14 protein-coding genes are annotated in these 15,810 nt (G+C 47.5%); 9 read left to right on the top strand and 5 right to left on the bottom strand.

The features are described 5' to 3' along the window. Nucleotides 1–60: 60 nt before the first annotated feature. Nucleotides 61–435 carry a cupin domain-containing protein gene (locus tag WH96_RS03015; RefSeq protein ID WP_047762824.1) on the top strand — a complete coding sequence of 125 codons (375 nt, stop codon included), beginning with the start codon at nt 61–63 and terminating at the stop codon, nt 433–435. A gap of 2 nt (nt 436–437) precedes the next feature. Here WH96_RS03015 and WH96_RS03020 read toward each other — a convergent pair whose 3' ends face one another. Further along, a complete protein-coding gene (locus WH96_RS03020; RefSeq protein WP_047762601.1) occupies nt 438–1,325 on the bottom strand; it encodes an SDR family oxidoreductase in 888 nt (295 codons plus the stop codon). A gap of 102 nt (nt 1,326–1,427) precedes the next feature. Between WH96_RS03020 and WH96_RS03025 the strand changes: the two genes are divergently transcribed. Next, entirely contained in the window at nt 1,428–2,207 is a 780-nt protein-coding gene (locus tag WH96_RS03025; RefSeq protein WP_053005608.1) for a tetratricopeptide repeat protein, read from the top strand. A 42-nt stretch (nt 2,208–2,249) separates the two neighbouring features. On the opposite strand, the gene WH96_RS03030 is transcribed toward WH96_RS03025, so the two are convergent. Then, nucleotides 2,250–2,921: a glutathione S-transferase family protein gene (locus WH96_RS03030; RefSeq protein ID WP_047762602.1), complete on the bottom strand. Its 672-nt coding sequence runs from the start codon at nt 2,919–2,921 to the stop codon at nt 2,250–2,252. Nucleotides 2,922–3,136: 215 nt separating this feature from the next. On the opposite strand from WH96_RS03030, the gene WH96_RS03035 reads away from it, so the two are divergent. Both WH96_RS03035 and WH96_RS03040 read left to right on the top strand, forming a co-directional pair. After that, on the top strand, nt 3,137–3,826 hold the full coding sequence (locus tag WH96_RS03035) for an ArsR/SmtB family transcription factor (protein WP_047762603.1): 690 nt from the start codon (nt 3,137–3,139) through the stop codon (nt 3,824–3,826). Between the two features lie 86 nt (nt 3,827–3,912). Further along, nucleotides 3,913–4,245 (top strand): hypothetical protein, encoded by a 333-nt coding sequence (locus WH96_RS03040; protein WP_047762604.1) that lies wholly within the window; start codon nt 3,913–3,915, stop codon nt 4,243–4,245. Between the two features lie 73 nt (nt 4,246–4,318). On the opposite strand, the gene gltB is transcribed toward WH96_RS03040, so the two are convergent. The 3 genes from gltB to WH96_RS03055 form a co-directional block, all read right to left on the bottom strand. After that, entirely contained in the window at nt 4,319–8,860 is a 4,542-nt protein-coding gene (gene gltB, locus WH96_RS03045) for a glutamate synthase large subunit (protein ID WP_047762605.1), read from the bottom strand. An 11-nt stretch (nt 8,861–8,871) separates the two neighbouring features. Beyond that, nucleotides 8,872–10,299, bottom strand: a complete 1,428-nt coding sequence (locus tag WH96_RS03050; RefSeq protein ID WP_082130290.1) for an NAD(P)-dependent oxidoreductase — start codon at nt 10,297–10,299, stop codon at nt 8,872–8,874. Between the two features lie 224 nt (nt 10,300–10,523). Further along, nucleotides 10,524–11,534 carry a complex I NDUFA9 subunit family protein gene (locus tag WH96_RS03055; protein WP_245629407.1) on the bottom strand — a complete coding sequence of 337 codons (1,011 nt, stop codon included), beginning with the start codon at nt 11,532–11,534 and terminating at the stop codon, nt 10,524–10,526. A gap of 148 nt (nt 11,535–11,682) precedes the next feature. Between WH96_RS03055 and WH96_RS03060 the strand changes: the two genes are divergently transcribed. From WH96_RS03060 to lptB, 5 genes are all read left to right on the top strand, one after another. Continuing rightward, nucleotides 11,683–12,306 carry a ribonuclease D gene (locus WH96_RS03060; protein ID WP_047762607.1) on the top strand — a complete coding sequence of 208 codons (624 nt, stop codon included), beginning with the start codon at nt 11,683–11,685 and terminating at the stop codon, nt 12,304–12,306. A 185-nt stretch (nt 12,307–12,491) separates the two neighbouring features. Continuing rightward, nucleotides 12,492–13,496: a KpsF/GutQ family sugar-phosphate isomerase gene (locus WH96_RS03065; RefSeq protein WP_156176674.1), complete on the top strand. Its 1,005-nt coding sequence runs from the start codon at nt 12,492–12,494 to the stop codon at nt 13,494–13,496. Between the two features lie 14 nt (nt 13,497–13,510). Beyond that, complete coding sequence (gene lptC / locus WH96_RS03070) at nt 13,511–14,215, top strand: LPS export ABC transporter periplasmic protein LptC (protein WP_053005610.1); 705 nt, start codon at nt 13,511–13,513, stop codon at nt 14,213–14,215. Next, nucleotides 14,212–15,024: an LptA/OstA family protein gene (locus WH96_RS03075; protein ID WP_047762608.1), complete on the top strand. Its 813-nt coding sequence runs from the start codon at nt 14,212–14,214 to the stop codon at nt 15,022–15,024. The genes lptC and WH96_RS03075 overlap by 4 nt, the downstream gene beginning before the upstream one ends. Next, complete coding sequence (gene lptB / locus WH96_RS03080; protein ID WP_047762609.1) at nt 15,021–15,806, top strand: LPS export ABC transporter ATP-binding protein; 786 nt, start codon at nt 15,021–15,023, stop codon at nt 15,804–15,806. Before WH96_RS03075 ends, lptB begins: the two co-directional genes overlap by 4 nt. Nucleotides 15,807–15,810 lie beyond the last annotated feature (4 nt).

Consider the following 15,810-nt stretch of genomic DNA (forward strand, 5'->3'; position numbering starts at 1 on the left):
AGCACCTCAAGAGAATCTAAAAACTTCAGTACCCCTGCGAACAAAGGAAACGCCACAAAAATGTCAGAGAGAAACGTTGTAAATTTGCCAGATGCTCTAGACCAAGTAACCGATCATTGGTCGCCAAAAGTCCTCGCCCAAGTCAATGATCAATTTGTGAAAATTGCCAAACTCAAAGGTGAATTTGTCTGGCACAAGCATGATGATGAAGATGAGTTATTTTACATTATCAAAGGCAACCTACTCATGCAGTATGAGGATAAAACAGTCGTGTTGAACGAAGGCGATATGCATGTCGTCCCCAAAGGCATCATGCATAACCCTGTTGCCAAAGAAGAGTGCTGGATTATGCTGGTTGAACCCGTTGCTACAGCACATACAGGAGATATCGTTACTGATAGAACGCGTAGTCTTGAAGAGCAGATACAGGCTTGAAACTAAAGCAAGCTTTTCAATCCCGATTGATAGTCAGGATAATCGAGTTTCACACCAAGCTCGCTTATAATCCGGCTGTTATCCACGCGCTTATTATCCAACCAGAAAGTCCGTGCCATTGGGCTCATTTCGGCCTGATCAAACGCCACAAGAGGCGGCGGGTCTATTCCTAATAACCGGCTGGCATAAGTGGTGACTTTGGATGGCTCTTCAGGTGCGCTATCACAAACATTGTAAATACGCCCAGCCCGAGGCCTCTTAATAGATGCGTCGAGTACGTTTGCAATATCTTCGACATGAATACGGCTGAAAATATGTCCAGGCTTGTCTATTCGCTGCTTCACCCTGCCAGATTTAAGAGAATCCAAAGGACTTCGCCCCGGCCCATAAATTCCCGCCAACCTAAAGACATGCACCGGAATGCCATGCACTTCGGTCAACCCCAGCCATTCTTTTTCTGCCTGTATGCGTTGCTCACTTCGCGGACTTGACGGGTTCAGTGAATCATCTTCAAAAACCACCCCGCCATCACGGTTCCCATATACTCCTGTCGTTGAGAGATACCCAACCCATTCAAGATTTTTGCATTTAGCAATTTCTGCGGCATGCAACTCTAGAACACAGTCCCCTTCCTTGCCCGGCGGAACGGAAGAAAGAATATGGGTTACATCACCCAGCACCGTTGAAGCTTCAATCAGAGGCAGAGTACGTTCAAAACTGTGTACGACAATACCTTCAGCTTCCAGCCGTTCTCTCTTTCCCTGATCTTTTTGCGAATCAGGCCGGATTGTGCCCGACACCTTCCAACCCTTGGCCTGCATCTTTCTGGCAAACGTCAGGGCGGAAAACCCCAGGCCAAAACAAAACAAATGCTTAGAATCATGTGACATACGTTTCTCGATCTCGAAATTGCCTAATTTCTTATATAGGGTCCATTTACAAACTGAAAAGCAAAGCTTGCAAAGTAATAAATTTATGGTCCAAATGCGCCTATGACACAAAAAAACAAACTCTTCGCGACTCTTTTTATACTTCCTTTTGCTCTTGGCTTCACTTTGCCGAGTGAAGCGGCAGGACCAAAAGAACCTATCAATCACGAAGAGCAGTACATAGCCTGTATAAAGCTGGTTGAACGGCGCCCAGACGCTGCATTTGAATCCGCTCTTTCCTGGGCGTCCCAAGGCGGTGGGTTCCCTGCGGAACACTGCGCAACGCAGGCTTTGTATGCGCTTAAAATATATGATGCCGCTGCAATACGTCTCGAGAAGTTAGCGGATGTTATGAAGACAGATAATGTCGAACTCCGCTCACAACTTCTGCACCAAGCCGGACGCGCCTGGTACGATCATGGCGATCTGGAACGCGCCTTTGCGGTACAGAGTACGGCAATCACGCTGTTCCCTGATGGAACAGAATACTACATCGATCGGGCAGAAATCCTGGCTGAACTTGGTCGCTTTGATGAGGCTTTGATTGATCTTGAAGTTGCCCACAGCCTGGAACCGGAAAGGGCCGATATTCTGGCATTGCGCGGCACAGCCAAAAGATTCTTGGGTAATGACACCGAAGCCTTAAAAGATATCGCTCTCGCACTGAATTTAGAACCTGACAATCTGGAAGCACTGCTTGAACGTGGCATACTAAAACGCCTTGCTGGCGATAATAATGGCGCACGGGAAGACTGGCTAAAGATCGTCAATATTGCCTTGGGCACACCTGCGGCCGATGCAGCGCAGCTAAACCTCGAAAAGCTCGACGTAATGGTAGAATAATTTTTGCCTGTGAAGATTATCTGTGACGATTTCCAGGCCGACTTAAAAGTCTAAATCAGCATAGTGTTTGGGCGGTGGAACACCCGGTATTAAATCAGTAAGAACGCCCCGCATACAGGGGCGGGATTTTATACGCGCATACCAATCTTTTGCCCCCTGATGCTCGTTCCAAGGGACATCCCCGATATAATCAAGGGACGAGATGTGAGATGCGGCCGTTATATCAGCCAGCGAGAAGTCATCCCCGGCCAACCATGTTCTGCGATCGGTAAGCCAACTGATGTATTCCAAATGATAATGAATATTGGCGTGGCCTGCTCGGATGGCTTGGGAGTTTGGCTCCCCAAGTCCAAGAAAACGCTTTAACATTTTCTCTTCGACCAGATTTGCAGTGACTTCACGCCGGAATTTATCATCAAACCATGAGATCAAACGCCTGACTTCGGCACGACACAATGGATTATCACCCAAAAGGCTTTGCTCAGGATAAGCTTCTTCCAAGTATTCGGAAATCACTTGCGCACCGCCTGTTATACTCGTCCCATCATCCTCGACAAGCACAGGAACTTCCCCCGCAGGATTAAGTGCCAGAAAGGCTTCCCGGCGTTCCCAGACCTTTTCAGCATGCAATTCGAACTCGAGCTTTTTCTCTCGCAATAACATGCGAATTTTACGGCAGCCAGAATCGAGGGGAAGGTGATGAAGCTTTCTCATTTTCTGGACTATAACCCTACTGAGCGAACGAGAAAACCGCGTAAAAAAAGTTTATACAAAAGATCCAGCACAAAATAACAATGAATAAAACACTTTGTTTTTAAATGAAGAATTATAAATCCATCTAAATTTTGACGAAAACATGACGCTTGATTCTGAAACTGCACTTTCAAGACACTCTTTACTAACTATTATAGTTAGATTAATATCGAAGTATGAAAGAAGGACCAGATATCACCCTTATTGGCTCCCTCATTGGGGATCCAGCCCGTGCAAACATGCTTTCCGCCCTGATTAGCGGAAAAGCACTCACAGCCAGTGAGCTTGCCAACGAAGCAAATATCACCCTACAAACAACCAGCGCCCACCTCAAAAAACTTGAAGCAGGTGGCCTGATACGTCAACGCAAGCAGGGACGACACCGCTATTTTAATCTCGCAGACGAAGACGTGGCCACGTTATTAGAAACCATGATGGGTCTTGCTGCAAAAAAGGGACATATCCGAACGCGAACCGGCCCAAAAGCACCCGAGATGAGGAAAGCCAGAGTCTGTTACAATCATCTTGCAGGTGAATTCGGCGTTCAAATGTTCGATAGCCTGATTGGCAGAGGATTTCTTTTGGAAGAGCGGGATGAGATTGCAATTACTGATTCTGGCCGTGATTTTATTAGGGGACTGGGCATTAACCTTGAGCTACTACAAAAGGCCAAGCGCCCTCTCTGTAAGTCATGTCTGGATTGGAGTGCTCGCAGAAGCCATCTAGCCGGGTCGCTCGGCACTGCTTTGCTGAATCATATCTATGAAAAAGGCTGGGCGAAGCGTCTTGAGGATGTGAGGGTCGTTGAATTTTCACGCCGAGGCGAAGCAGCTTTTCACAATCAATTTCCCCGGTTGACCGACTAGAAATAACCCGCTCAATAAGACTTGAAGCTCCCATACTTAACGTCGAGCATACCAAGCTTAAATCAACAATACAGGACAATATTTCCTTGAAAAAATCTAGCTTTAAAACTCTTTTTTACCTCTCTAATGAAGACGTAAATATTGTTGAAATCAAGCGATTGGATCTTCCCGAGACGGCTGATAAGTCAGATATTTTCCACTGGCTTTTGTTCGGCAATGATTGCTCCATTCAAAAACTTACTTTCGTCTCCATGAACGAAGAAAACGGTTTTCAATTAAGAGAGTTTAAAGAAGGTAAACTTCGCTTCAACGACGATATCGGTTTCTACGACACAGAGACCTCTCACGCCCTGCAATGTAATCGACCAAACGAGTTACCCGATACGCTGGCATCATTGCTGGAAAATTATTTAACTTAAAATATATTAAACTATAACCAACAAGGAGCTGTATTCGTTACAGCTCCTTGATACATGAGTATTTTATAGAACTTTAAGCTGATTTAAGTTCGGCAGAATCTGTCACAGGATGCTCTAACAAGGAAAGCATTTCCTTTGGCACAACCTGCCAAAAATCACCCTTGATTTGCGCCCAATCATTCAACAGGCGTTCCGTGTAAACGGACTGCGTTTCCGCATGATGCTCCTTGACCAAATCCAAGAGCACCTCCTCCCAATGATCAGTCTCAACTTGCTGATAGATAACGCTCTCGTCATTGATGCGACTTGGCAGGATGCGGCTTGGGTCATAAACAAAGGCCATGCCACCTGACATTCCCGCTGCAAAGTTCATCCCCACTTCACCAAGAATAACAGCCGTTCCGCCAGTCATATATTCACAACCGTTTGAACCGCAGCCTTCAACTACAACCTGAGCGCCGGAATTCCTAACCGCAAAACGCTCACCTGCTTGTCCCGCAGCAAATAACTTACCCGCTGTTGCTCCATAGAGAACCGTATTCCCGATAATCGTGTTGTGCTGGGTCGCCAATTTGCTTGAAGCCAAAGGCCGTACCACGATTTCGCCGCCAGAAAGCCCTTTACCAACATAATCATTGGCATCACCAAAGACTTCCAGCTTCATACCCTGAACGGCAAAAGCCCCCAATGACTGCCCGGCAGAACCACGCAATCGAACCGTAATATGTCCCGGTTGCAGTTCTTTCATACCAAAGCGCGTTGTAATTTTTGATGCCAAGCGGGTTCCAACAGCACGGTGTGTATTGCGTACGTTATATTGCAACTGCATCTTTTCGCCCACCTCGAAGAAAGGATTGGCATCGTCAATAATCTGCGCATCAAGCGTATCCGGAACGGCATTACGCCCCTCTAACGTACAATAACGCTCAGAAGTTCCGCTATCCGCCAAGGCAAGCAATGGGTTGAGATCCAAATCATCAAGATGCGATGCACCACGGCTGACCTGTTTTAGCAAATCAGTTCGACCGATAATTTCATTCAGCGTTTTATAACCGAGTGAGGCAAGAATCTCGCGCACTTCTTCGGCAATAAAGCTAAAGAGATTCACGACCTTTTCTGGCGTACCGTCAAACTTCGCTCGAAGATCATCATCCTGTGTACACACGCCAACAGGGCAAGTATTGGAATGACATTGACGCACCATAATACAGCCCATCGCGACCAGTGACGCCGTCCCGACACCGTATTCTTCTGCTCCCAAAAGGGCTGCGATAACGATATCACGTCCGGTTTTCAAACCACCATCGGTCCGGAGCGTCACATTATTTCGTAAGCCGTTAAGTGTAAGAACCTGCTGAACTTCACTCAGGCCAATTTCCCACGGCACGCCCGCAAACTTAACCGACGTTTGCGGCGACGCGCCCGTTCCGCCAACATTACCGGAAATCAGAATAATATCTGCCTTTGCTTTCGCTACACCCGCAGCAACCGTACCAATCCCGGACCGTGCAACAAGCTTCACACAAACCTTGGCTTTGGGGTTAATTTGCTTCAGATCATAGATAAGCTGCGCAAGATCCTCGATAGAATAGATATCGTGATGTGGCGGTGGAGAAATTAATGTGACCCCCGGCGTGGAATGACGCAGACGTGCAATCAGCTTTGTCACCTTGAAGCCCGGCAGTTGACCGCCTTCACCCGGTTTCGCACCTTGGGCAACCTTGATTTCAATTTCACGACATTTGTTCAGATATTCTGCAGTGACACCGAACCGCCCCGAAGCAACCTGTTTAATAGCCGAGTTTTCATTGTCTCCGTTTGGATGCGGCACATAGCGTTCTGGCACCTCACCACCTTCACCTGAATCAGACTTCGCCCCAATCCGGTTCATGGCAATATTGAGCGTGCCGTGCGCTTCCGGGCTCAACGCCCCCAAAGACATAGCCGGTGTGATAAAACGCTTTCTCAGGGACGTGATAGATTCCGTATCTTCAACATCAAGGCCACCATCCGTTGCCCGCTTAAAGTCCAGAAGATCTCTTAGGTTAATCGGTCGACGACTTTCCAATCCCTTGGTGTATTTCTTAAAGAGCGAATAAGACCCCTTGGTAACTGCCGTTTGCATGGTATGGATCAGTTGACCTTCCCATGCATGCTCCTCACCGCCAGCGCGATAACGGTAAAAACCGCCAATTGGCAGAGCTGTAGAATCAGATTCCCACGCCTTTTCGTGAAGCTCCAAGGCCTTTTCTTCCAAACCGGTCATTCCTATTCCGGAAATACGGCTTGGCATACCTGGAAAGAACTCATCAACAAGTGTACGGGACAAACCGAGTGCCTCGAAGTTGTAGCCCCCACGATAAGACGAAATAACAGAAATTCCCATCTTACCCATGATCTTGAGCAAGCCATCATCTACAGCTTTTGTGTAACGCTCCATACAGTCATCGAACGACAAATCATCGAACAAACCACGACGATGGCGATCTGCGATGGCTTCTTCCGTTAGATAGGCATTCACTGTTGTGGCACCCACACCAATCAAGACCGCAAAATAATGAACATCTAGACACTCAGCACTCCGCACGTTGATAGAACAGAATGACCGCAGCTTATGTTCAACCAGATGCGTATGAACGGCACCTGTTGCCAAGATCATCGGTATAGAAACCCGTTCAGCGGACTGTGCCTCATCAGTAAGTACAACGTGTTCAAAACCTTCGCGAACCAACTCTTCTGCTTCGCGGCGGATACGATGTAGCGCATGACGAAGTGCGCCGGGTTTACCATTGGCTTCAAAAGTACAGTCAACGACACCAACTGTACGCCCCATATGCTTGGAGAGAGCAACAAATTCCGAGTTCGTCAGGACAGGAGAATCAAGTTGAAGAATTGTAACCTGACCTTCTTCTTCGTCTAGAACATTCCCGAGATTACCAATACGAGTAATCAGGGACATGACCTGTTTTTCACGCAGACTATCAATCGGCGGGTTCGTCACCTGACTAAAGTTCTGGCGAAAGAAATGGTGCATAGGCCGCACATTATCGGACAGAACCGCCAATGGGGTATCATCCCCCATTGACCCCATGGCCTCTTTGGCTGTTTCGACCATTGGATGTAGGATGAGCTCCATATCTTCAATGGTCAGTCCAAAATCCAATTGGCGACGACGCAGTTCATCTTTAGAGAGAGGCTCTCTGCTGTACTTGTGCTTCTTAACCAAATCATCGATCACAAGGATATTTTTCAGCCAATCCCCATAGGGCTGTTGAGCTGCCAGACGATCTTTGATTTCTTTATCTTTGTAGATTTTACCTTCTTCAAAATTAACCGCAATCATCTGCCCGGGGCCAAGCCGCCCTTTCTCGATAACACGCTCAACATCAATATGAACCATACCGGTTTCTGACCCGGCAAAAAGCAGGCCGTCACGGGTGATTGCATAGCGCATTGGGCGTAAACCATTTCGGTCGGTACCGGCAAGCGCCCAAGGACCAGAGAATCCACACACCGCGGCTGGGCCGTCCCAAGGTTCCATCACTGCATTACAATAGGCATAAAGCTCTTTGTGATGCTGGGGAACGGCATCGTTTTTACTCCAGGATTCCGGCACCAAAAGCGTCTTGGCCATTGGAAGGCTTCGATCAGATCGGATCATCAACTCAAAGACAGCATCCAATGCCGCAGAATCAGAGCTTCCTGGCAAAATAACAGGTTTCAAATCCTCAACATGCGATCCGAATTTCGGGTGATCAATACGACACTCGTGTGATTTCATCCAATTGACATTTCCCCGAAGTGTATTGATTTCGCCATTATGGGCGATGACACGGAAAGGCTGGGCCAGATGCCACGTCGGGAAGGTATTGGTCGAAAAACGTTGATGGAAAATTGCAAAGCTTGAAACAAAACGTCCATCCAAAAGATCCGGATAAAAGTCAGCCAGATTTTCGGCCAAAACCATACCTTTGTAGATAATGGAGCGGCAACTCAGCGAACAGATATAAAAATCCTTGATTGAATCCCGCTCAACCGCAGCTTCAATCCGGCGGCGAATAATATAGAGATCAGTTTCAAACCGCTCGGCATCGACTCCTTTACTATTCGCGATCATGATTTGTTCGATTTCAGGGCGATTGAGACTCGCTTTTTCTCCGCATATCGCCGTATTAACGGGAACCTGTCGCCATCCATAAATGGAATAGCCAAAGTTCAGGATTTCACGCTCGACAATGACCCGACAACGCTCTTGGGAACCAAAATCGGTTCGCGGTAAAAAGACCATACCGATAGCAAGATCTTCATTTTTCTGGGCATAGCCAATGTGCTCAATCTGCTCTTGAAAGAACCCCTTAGGAATTTCAACGTGAATGCCACAACCATCGCCGGTTTTTCCATCAGCATCCACAGCACCGCGGTGCCACACAGCCTTAAGCGCTTCGATACCTGCCTCGACAACAGAACGACGCGGTTTACCATCAATAGCAGCAACCAATCCAACACCACAGGAAGAATGCTCGTCTTCTGGGTTATACAAGCCATGTTTTTGGTAATGCGCCGCCTTTTGTTCCCACTGGACAATCGGGTCCGGAGTTATCTTTTTACGTTCCATGTGCTCTCTCCTCAGGCGGCTGCAGTTTTTCTGCGCTCGATATAAGTATGTATTTGATCGGCAGCATCACGGGCATCCTTAATCGCCCAGACCACCAGTGATGCACCGCGGACAATATCCCCTGCCGCAAAGACACCATCCAGTGCCGTCATCATCGTTGTGTTATCGACCCTAAGGGTGCCATAGCTGCTAACTTCCAACCCTTGCTCATTAAACAGTTGGGGCAGGTTTTCCGGTGAGAAACCAAGCGCCTTGATAACCAGATCTGCAGGAATAGCCTCGCGAGAATCAGGAACAATCTGTGGAACTTGACGACCCGAGGAATCAGGCATGCCCAGATGCACTTTTGATACAAGCACCTCACAAACGTTTTCCTCACCAACAAAAGCGTCCGGCGATGACAGCCATACAAACTCGACGCCTTCTTCTTCCGCGTTCTTCACTTCACGCTCGGACCCCGGCATGTTTTCTTTGTCCCGTCGATAAAGACACTTGACTGACTTAGCTCCTTGACGAACAGCTGTACGGACACAATCCATCGCGGTATCACCTCCACCGATAACGACAACGTCTTTGTCCTTGGCATTCAGACCATCACTCATATGGTCGGATTTCATGCCAAGATCGCTACGATTTGCTTCTGTGAGGTAATAGAGCGCGGGCAGAATATTACCAAGCTCACTACCTGGTAGACGTAAATCACGGGCCTGATAAACCCCGGTCGCGATCAAAAGCGCATTGTACTGCTCGCGAATTTCAGCAAAAGAAGTTGATCCGCCGATATCAACGCCTAGATGGAAAATAATTCCAGCGTCTTCCAATAGCTTGATCCGGCGATCTACAACGTATTTTTCCAACTTAAACCCCGGAATTCCATAGGAAAGCAGTCCTCCTGCACGATCATAACGATCATAGACATGGACTTGATATCCCTTGCGTCGCAACTGTTCTGCAGCGGCCAACCCGCCCGGGCCAGCACCGATGATACCAACTGTCTCAGGGCGTTCGCGCACAGGTGTGACAGGCTGGACCCAACCATTATCCCAAGCCGTGTCCGTTATATACTTCTCAACAGCACCAATCGTTACCGTTTCGTGCCCGGACTGCTGGATGACACACGACCCTTCACACAACCTGTCCTGAGGGCAAATACGTCCGCAGATTTCAGGAAAGTTATTTGTTGCCTGAGAGACTTCGTATGCTTCTTCCAAACGTCCATTAGCAGTGAGCATCAACCAGTCAGGAATATTATTAGAGACGGGACAATGAATTTGGCAAAAAGGAACTCCGCACTGAGAACACCGGCTCGCCTGGATTTGCGCCGCAGCTTCTGAAAAAGAATCGTAAATCTCACGAAAATCTTCATTACGCTGATCAGCTGGACGCTTTTCAGGCATCTCTCTGCCTTGCTGAACAAATTTCAGCATCTTTTCGGACATCATCTCACTCCTAATCGGGCAACTATTTTATTTTTATTCACAGAAGCTTGCTGGTTACTTCTTTGGAATTTGGGCCGCACCCGCAAATCATAATAATGATCAATAGACAATATAGGTAACTACATTTGACCTATTTGTCAAATTTAACCACAAAATAATGGCAAAAAAAACCCAAACTATTTCTAAACAATAGAATATAGTTCCGATTTGAGACTAAGTAACAATTATTTCCCTTGATACACCCCCAGATAAGTCGGCAAAATGACCTCCGCATCCACCGGTGAGATACCAAACACCCCAAAGCCCGCAGCAGATTCAGCAACCACATTATCATTCTTAAGCATCTTTAACTGATCTCGCGTCAAAGGCGGCTGAGGCAGCAACTCCATAAAGATGGCTTGCAAATAAGCAACTGAAAACGGCAAGGCAAGATATCGGCGCGATCGCCCCGTATACCTTTGCAAAAGATCCAAACAATCACGGAAAGACAGAACTCTAGGACCACCAAGCTCATAAACTCGCCCGCCATACTCATCAGCTTGCTCGACGCACTTAACAATAACTTCCGCCACATCCCCAACATAAACAGGCTGAAATCTGGCCACTCCACCACCAACCAAAGGTAAGAAGGGGCTCAGAGACATCATCCGAGCAAAGCGATTAAAAAAATCATCTTCTGGCCCGAATACAATACTTGGCCGCAAGATACTCGCCATTGGAAATGCCCCTAAAACAGCAACCTCTCCCTCTCCCTTACTACGACCATAAGCCGACGCAGAGGAAACATCCGCACCAATCGCAGAAACCTGAACAAATGCAGGAACACCGTTCATTTCCGCAATTTCCGCAATCATGCCCGGCAATTTATTATGCAGATAATCAAAACGCTGCTTTCCACCTTCAAACAGAATGCCGATCAAATTAACAACAGCGGAAGAGCCGCGAATCGCTTGCTCAAGTGATGCCCTATCCCCCACATTCGTATAAACAGACGTCACACACCCAACATCACCGCAGCAGGTCAAAAACGACGACTGCGCGCTATCGCGAACAGCAAGCCGCACATGCCACCCGGCTCTCGCAAGCTTGGAAACGACATAACGTCCCAAAAAACCGGACCCACCAAAAACTGTCACAACCTTTGAAACACTCATATTTTCCCGATCTGCACTTGTTATTAAATTATTAGAGGACACGATACCCAACAAACGATACGAACCAGCACCTGAAACCATCAATCATCCTTGACAGAAACAACTTTGCGGTGAGAATGCCGAGATTAACACAAAGTCGACGTTTTATTATTAGACTATTCACTTTATTGTCAGACGAACCACCCTGTTGCCAGCAACTACCGAGGCACAGATAATCAGGAGCCACATTGTGAGCGACGTAAAAATTCATCTCCACCAGACAGATTTGCCAGACGGTATCGATTTTGGCTCGTCCGTAGCTGTTGATTCAGAAACTATGGGCCTTAATCTTTCCCGGGACCGCCTGTGCCTCGTTCAACTTTCCGCTGGCGATGGGGTTTGCCACTTGGTACAATTCAAAGATGGAAATTTTGACGCACCGAACTTAAAAGCTCTTTTCACAAACCAAGACGTTACAAAAATTTTCCATTTTGCCCGATTTGACCTCGCAGCGATCGAGCGCTATCTCGGCGTCACTTGCAATCCAGTGTACTGCACAAAGATCGCCTCCAAACTGATCAGAACCTACACTGATCGCCATGGCCTCAAAGAACTGTGCAAAGAGCTCTTAAGTGTCGATATCTCCAAACAACAACAATCCTCTGACTGGGGTTCTCCCGATCTCAGCGAAGATCAACTTCGCTATGCCGCTTCTGACGTTCTATACCTTCACCGTATGGTAAAAATTCTGGACGAACGACTTGCCAGAGAAGGTCGCAGCGAAATGGCAAAAGCGTGCTTTGACTTCCTCCCCTGGAGAGCAAAGCTGGACATAGCAGGCTGGGATGAAACAGACATTTTCGCACACTCATAAATATCCGCCATCTTTGCGCCCTTTTTGAAGTACATTTTTGCTATTCGTTTTCCGGCACTTTTTTAAGGTGCCGGTTTTACTTCCCGTTAAATAACGTGTACCAATTAAGTATGACATGCACCATTAGTGCCAGTTTATATTTTGCCTGGAACACAAATCCAGGAAATGGGATAAAAATCTAGAAAATGGCTAACGCAGTTCATAATTCTGAGCCGGAAATGACAACAACACCAAACAATGCCACACAAGCAATAGATACAGCTCGTCGGGTTCTTGATTTAGAAGCAAAAGGTCTTCAACAATTAAGCGCTGAATTAAACGGCAGCTTTGTCGAGGCCCTGAACATACTGACGGGAGTAACTGGTCGCGTCATTATATCCGGCATGGGTAAAAGCGGGCATATTGCCAAGAAAATTGCGGCAACATTGGCATCCACGGGAACACCCGCCTATTGCGTCCATCCTGGCGAAGCCAGTCATGGTGATCTCGGCATGATTACCCGTAGCGATGCCGTCCTTGCCATGTCAAATTCCGGAAACACATCAGAGCTTAGTGATCTGATTACTTATACGAGGCGCTTCGGCATCCCTCTCATTGCAATGACCAGCAGGGCGAATTCCGCTTTGGCCGAGGCGGCGGACGTTGCTCTTATCCTCCCATCACTACCCGAAGCTTGCCCTCATGGTCTAGCTCCCACAACATCGACAACCATGTCACTAGCACTCGGCGATGCTTTAGCGATTGCGCTAATGGAGCAAAAAAATTTCCAACCACAGGATTTTAAAGTTTTTCATCCCGGCGGTGCACTTGGAAATCAACTCCTAAAAGTATCTGACATTATGCACAACAATGAGCTTCCACTCTGTGCCGGCAATACATCCATGACTGAAACCATTCTTATCATGACACAACGCTCGTTTGGTTGCATTGGCGTCACGAATCAGGACGGTCAACTGGCAGGGATCATCACTGATGGTGATTTAAGACGACACATGGACACAGACCTCCTATCAATGACCGCAGAAAGCGTCATGACACCCGCGCCTAAAACCATCCGCCCTTCGGCTCTCGCAGCTGAGGCATTGGGGCAAATGAATGAACGCTCAATCACCAGCCTCTTTGTCACCGAAGACGAAGTCCCTGTTGGCATCATCCACATCCACGACTGCCTCCGCGCAGGGATTGCCTGAGGCTACGAAACGGCATGAGTTCAACCGCCAGATCTAACAAAGAAAATAGCACAGCCACTCAGAATGAACCGGAGCTTGTAACGCCCGTTAAACCTCCTCGGTTTTCCGGCGGTAACGCTTACAGCGTTTTTGTCAGCATTGCGAAAGTAACGCTTCCTTTTTTTGCTGTCGTTCTGATTCTGCTGGTGATTGTCTGGCCTCAACTCGAAGAGCAAGTAATTACCGAAGGCACAGCTATCGGTAATAGCATTTTGGAATCAAGTACCCCAGATACTTTGAGCGCTCTGAACCCAAAATACCTCGGACTTGATGAAAAGAATCAGCCCTATACGATTATCGCTGACCTTGCCGAGCAGTCCAGCGAACGTGAAAACGAGATCTTTTTGACCCTTCCCAAAGCTGACATCACACTGGAAGATGGCACTTGGCTTGCCCTCTCGGCAAAAACAGGCATGTATGACAGAGATGCAAAATATCTGAACCTGAATGGCAATGTGAATATTTTTCAAGATCAAGGCTTTGAAATCGTAACCGAAGAAGCCATGTTTGATGCAAAAGCCAGCTCGGCTTACGGGCAAATGTCCGTTCAAGGTCATGGGCCAGCCGGAACAATAAATTCCGAAGGCTTTGTCATCACTGATCGTGGAAAACGTATAACCTTTACTGGCAAAAGTAAGCTGATCATCTTTCCTGGGGCTCAGGAGGCCCTGAAACAATGACCCGTCTAGTAACAACTTTGGCTTTAATTCTCAGCATTACTATGGCGCAAGGCAACTCAGTTTTTGCCCAAGGCGTGACAGAAGGTTTAGGCGACAGCAACGTTCCCCTAGAAATCAATGCCGATGAAGGCATTGAATGGCGCAGAGACCTCAAACAATACGTCGCAAGCGGAAATGCCCGTGCCGCACAAGGCGAATTGGAAGTCTTTGGTGATCAACTCGTCGCCCACTACCGAGAAGGTGTAGAAGGAGGTACAGAGATTTACCGTGTCGATGCTGTTGGCAATGTCAAAATTGTCTCCCCCGGTGAAGTAGCCTATGGCGACAACGGAGTCTACGATATTGATAAACAGGTTATGGTATTAACCGGTCAAAATCTGCGTATGGTTAGCGGCGCGGATACCATTACAGCACGCGACAGTCTTGAATATTGGGAAACCAAACAACTCGCGGTGGCACGCGGCAATGCAATTGCTATACGCGAAGACAAGCGCGTACACGGCAATGTTTTGACAGCTCACTTTGTTCGTGACACAGAGAATAAACTGGAAATAGAACGTATTGACGCTCATGGCGATGTTCGTGTTGCCACCAAAACAGAGTATGCTACCGGAGACAAAGGTGTCTATTTTGTCAAACAAGAGTTAGCCAATCTGATTGGAAACGTGAAAATAACTCAGGGGGAAAACCAAATGAATGGGGACGAAGCACAGTTTAATCTGGCAACCGGCGTCAGCAAGCTTGTGAGTAAGAGTGGCAAGCCCGTTCAAGGTCTAATCCTACCATCAAGCAAAAAGAAAAACCCATGACCGACAAGCAACATCCTACCAATCAAGAAAGCAGCACCAAACCATCTCTTGTTGCAGACAATCAAGGCTTGATGGCCACAAATATCGGAAAAAGCTTTAAAAAACGCCCTGTTCTTCGCGCTGTTACAATGCGCGTCCAACGAGGGGAAGTTGTCGGATTACTTGGCCCCAATGGTGCAGGAAAAACCACCAGCTTCTATATTATTACCGGCCTGCTCTCTCCGGATTCAGGTTGGGTTACCCTGGACAATAAAGACATTACAGATCTTCCTATGTACCGCAGGTCACGTATGGGGATTGGCTACCTCCCACAAGAAGCCTCCATCTTTAGAGGCCTGACCGTTGAACAAAACATTCGCGGTGTCTTGGAAGTTGTTGAATCAGTTCGCAGCAAGAGAGAAGCAAAACTGGATAGTTTGCTAGCAGAATTCTCAATCACACACCTTAGAAACACGCCTGCCATTGCCCTTTCAGGTGGCGAAAGAAGACGTGTTGAGATTGCCCGTGCACTCGCCTCAGACCCAAGTTTCATTTTGCTGGATGAACCATTAGCTGGTATTGACCCAATTGCCGTTGGCGACATTCGCGACCTTGTCATGCACCTGAAAGATCGCGGTATCGGCGTATTAATTACCGATCACAACGTGCGTGAAACTCTTGATATTGTTGATAGAGCATACATTATTCACGACGGCATGGTGCTTATGGAAGGCACACCAGGCGAAATCGTAAACAATGACGATGTTCGTCGCGTTTACCTAGGAGAAAGGTTTAGCCTTTAAGGGT

Origin of the sequence: Kiloniella spongiae, from assembly GCF_001026905.1 — a bacterium.
GTDB classification, from domain to species: Bacteria; Pseudomonadota; Alphaproteobacteria; order Kiloniellales; family Kiloniellaceae; genus Kiloniella; species Kiloniella spongiae.

Excerpts from the sequence above, each read along its gene's own strand:
- WH96_RS03015 (WP_047762824.1), top strand. The coding sequence starts at position 61 with ATGTCAGAGAGAAACGTTGTAAATTTGCCAGATGCTCTAGACCAAGTA.
- WH96_RS03020 (WP_047762601.1), bottom strand. The coding sequence starts at position 1,325 with ATGTCACATGATTCTAAGCATTTGTTTTGTTTTGGCCTGGGGTTTTCC.
- WH96_RS03025 (WP_053005608.1), top strand. The coding sequence starts at position 1,428 with ATGACACAAAAAAACAAACTCTTCGCGACTCTTTTTATACTTCCTTTT.
- WH96_RS03030 (WP_047762602.1), bottom strand. The coding sequence starts at position 2,921 with ATGAGAAAGCTTCATCACCTTCCCCTCGATTCTGGCTGCCGTAAAATT.
- WH96_RS03035 (WP_047762603.1), top strand. The coding sequence starts at position 3,137 with ATGAAAGAAGGACCAGATATCACCCTTATTGGCTCCCTCATTGGGGAT.
- gltB (WP_047762605.1), bottom strand. The coding sequence starts at position 8,860 with ATGGAACGTAAAAAGATAACTCCGGACCCGATTGTCCAGTGGGAACAA.
- WH96_RS03050 (WP_082130290.1), bottom strand. The coding sequence starts at position 10,299 with ATGTCCGAAAAGATGCTGAAATTTGTTCAGCAAGGCAGAGAGATGCCT.
- WH96_RS03055 (WP_245629407.1), bottom strand. The coding sequence starts at position 11,534 with ATGGTTTCAGGTGCTGGTTCGTATCGTTTGTTGGGTATCGTGTCCTCT.
- WH96_RS03065 (WP_156176674.1), top strand. The coding sequence starts at position 12,492 with ATGGCTAACGCAGTTCATAATTCTGAGCCGGAAATGACAACAACACCA.
- lptC (WP_053005610.1), top strand. The coding sequence starts at position 13,511 with ATGAGTTCAACCGCCAGATCTAACAAAGAAAATAGCACAGCCACTCAG.
- WH96_RS03075 (WP_047762608.1), top strand. The coding sequence starts at position 14,212 with ATGACCCGTCTAGTAACAACTTTGGCTTTAATTCTCAGCATTACTATG.
- lptB (WP_047762609.1), top strand. The coding sequence starts at position 15,021 with ATGACCGACAAGCAACATCCTACCAATCAAGAAAGCAGCACCAAACCA.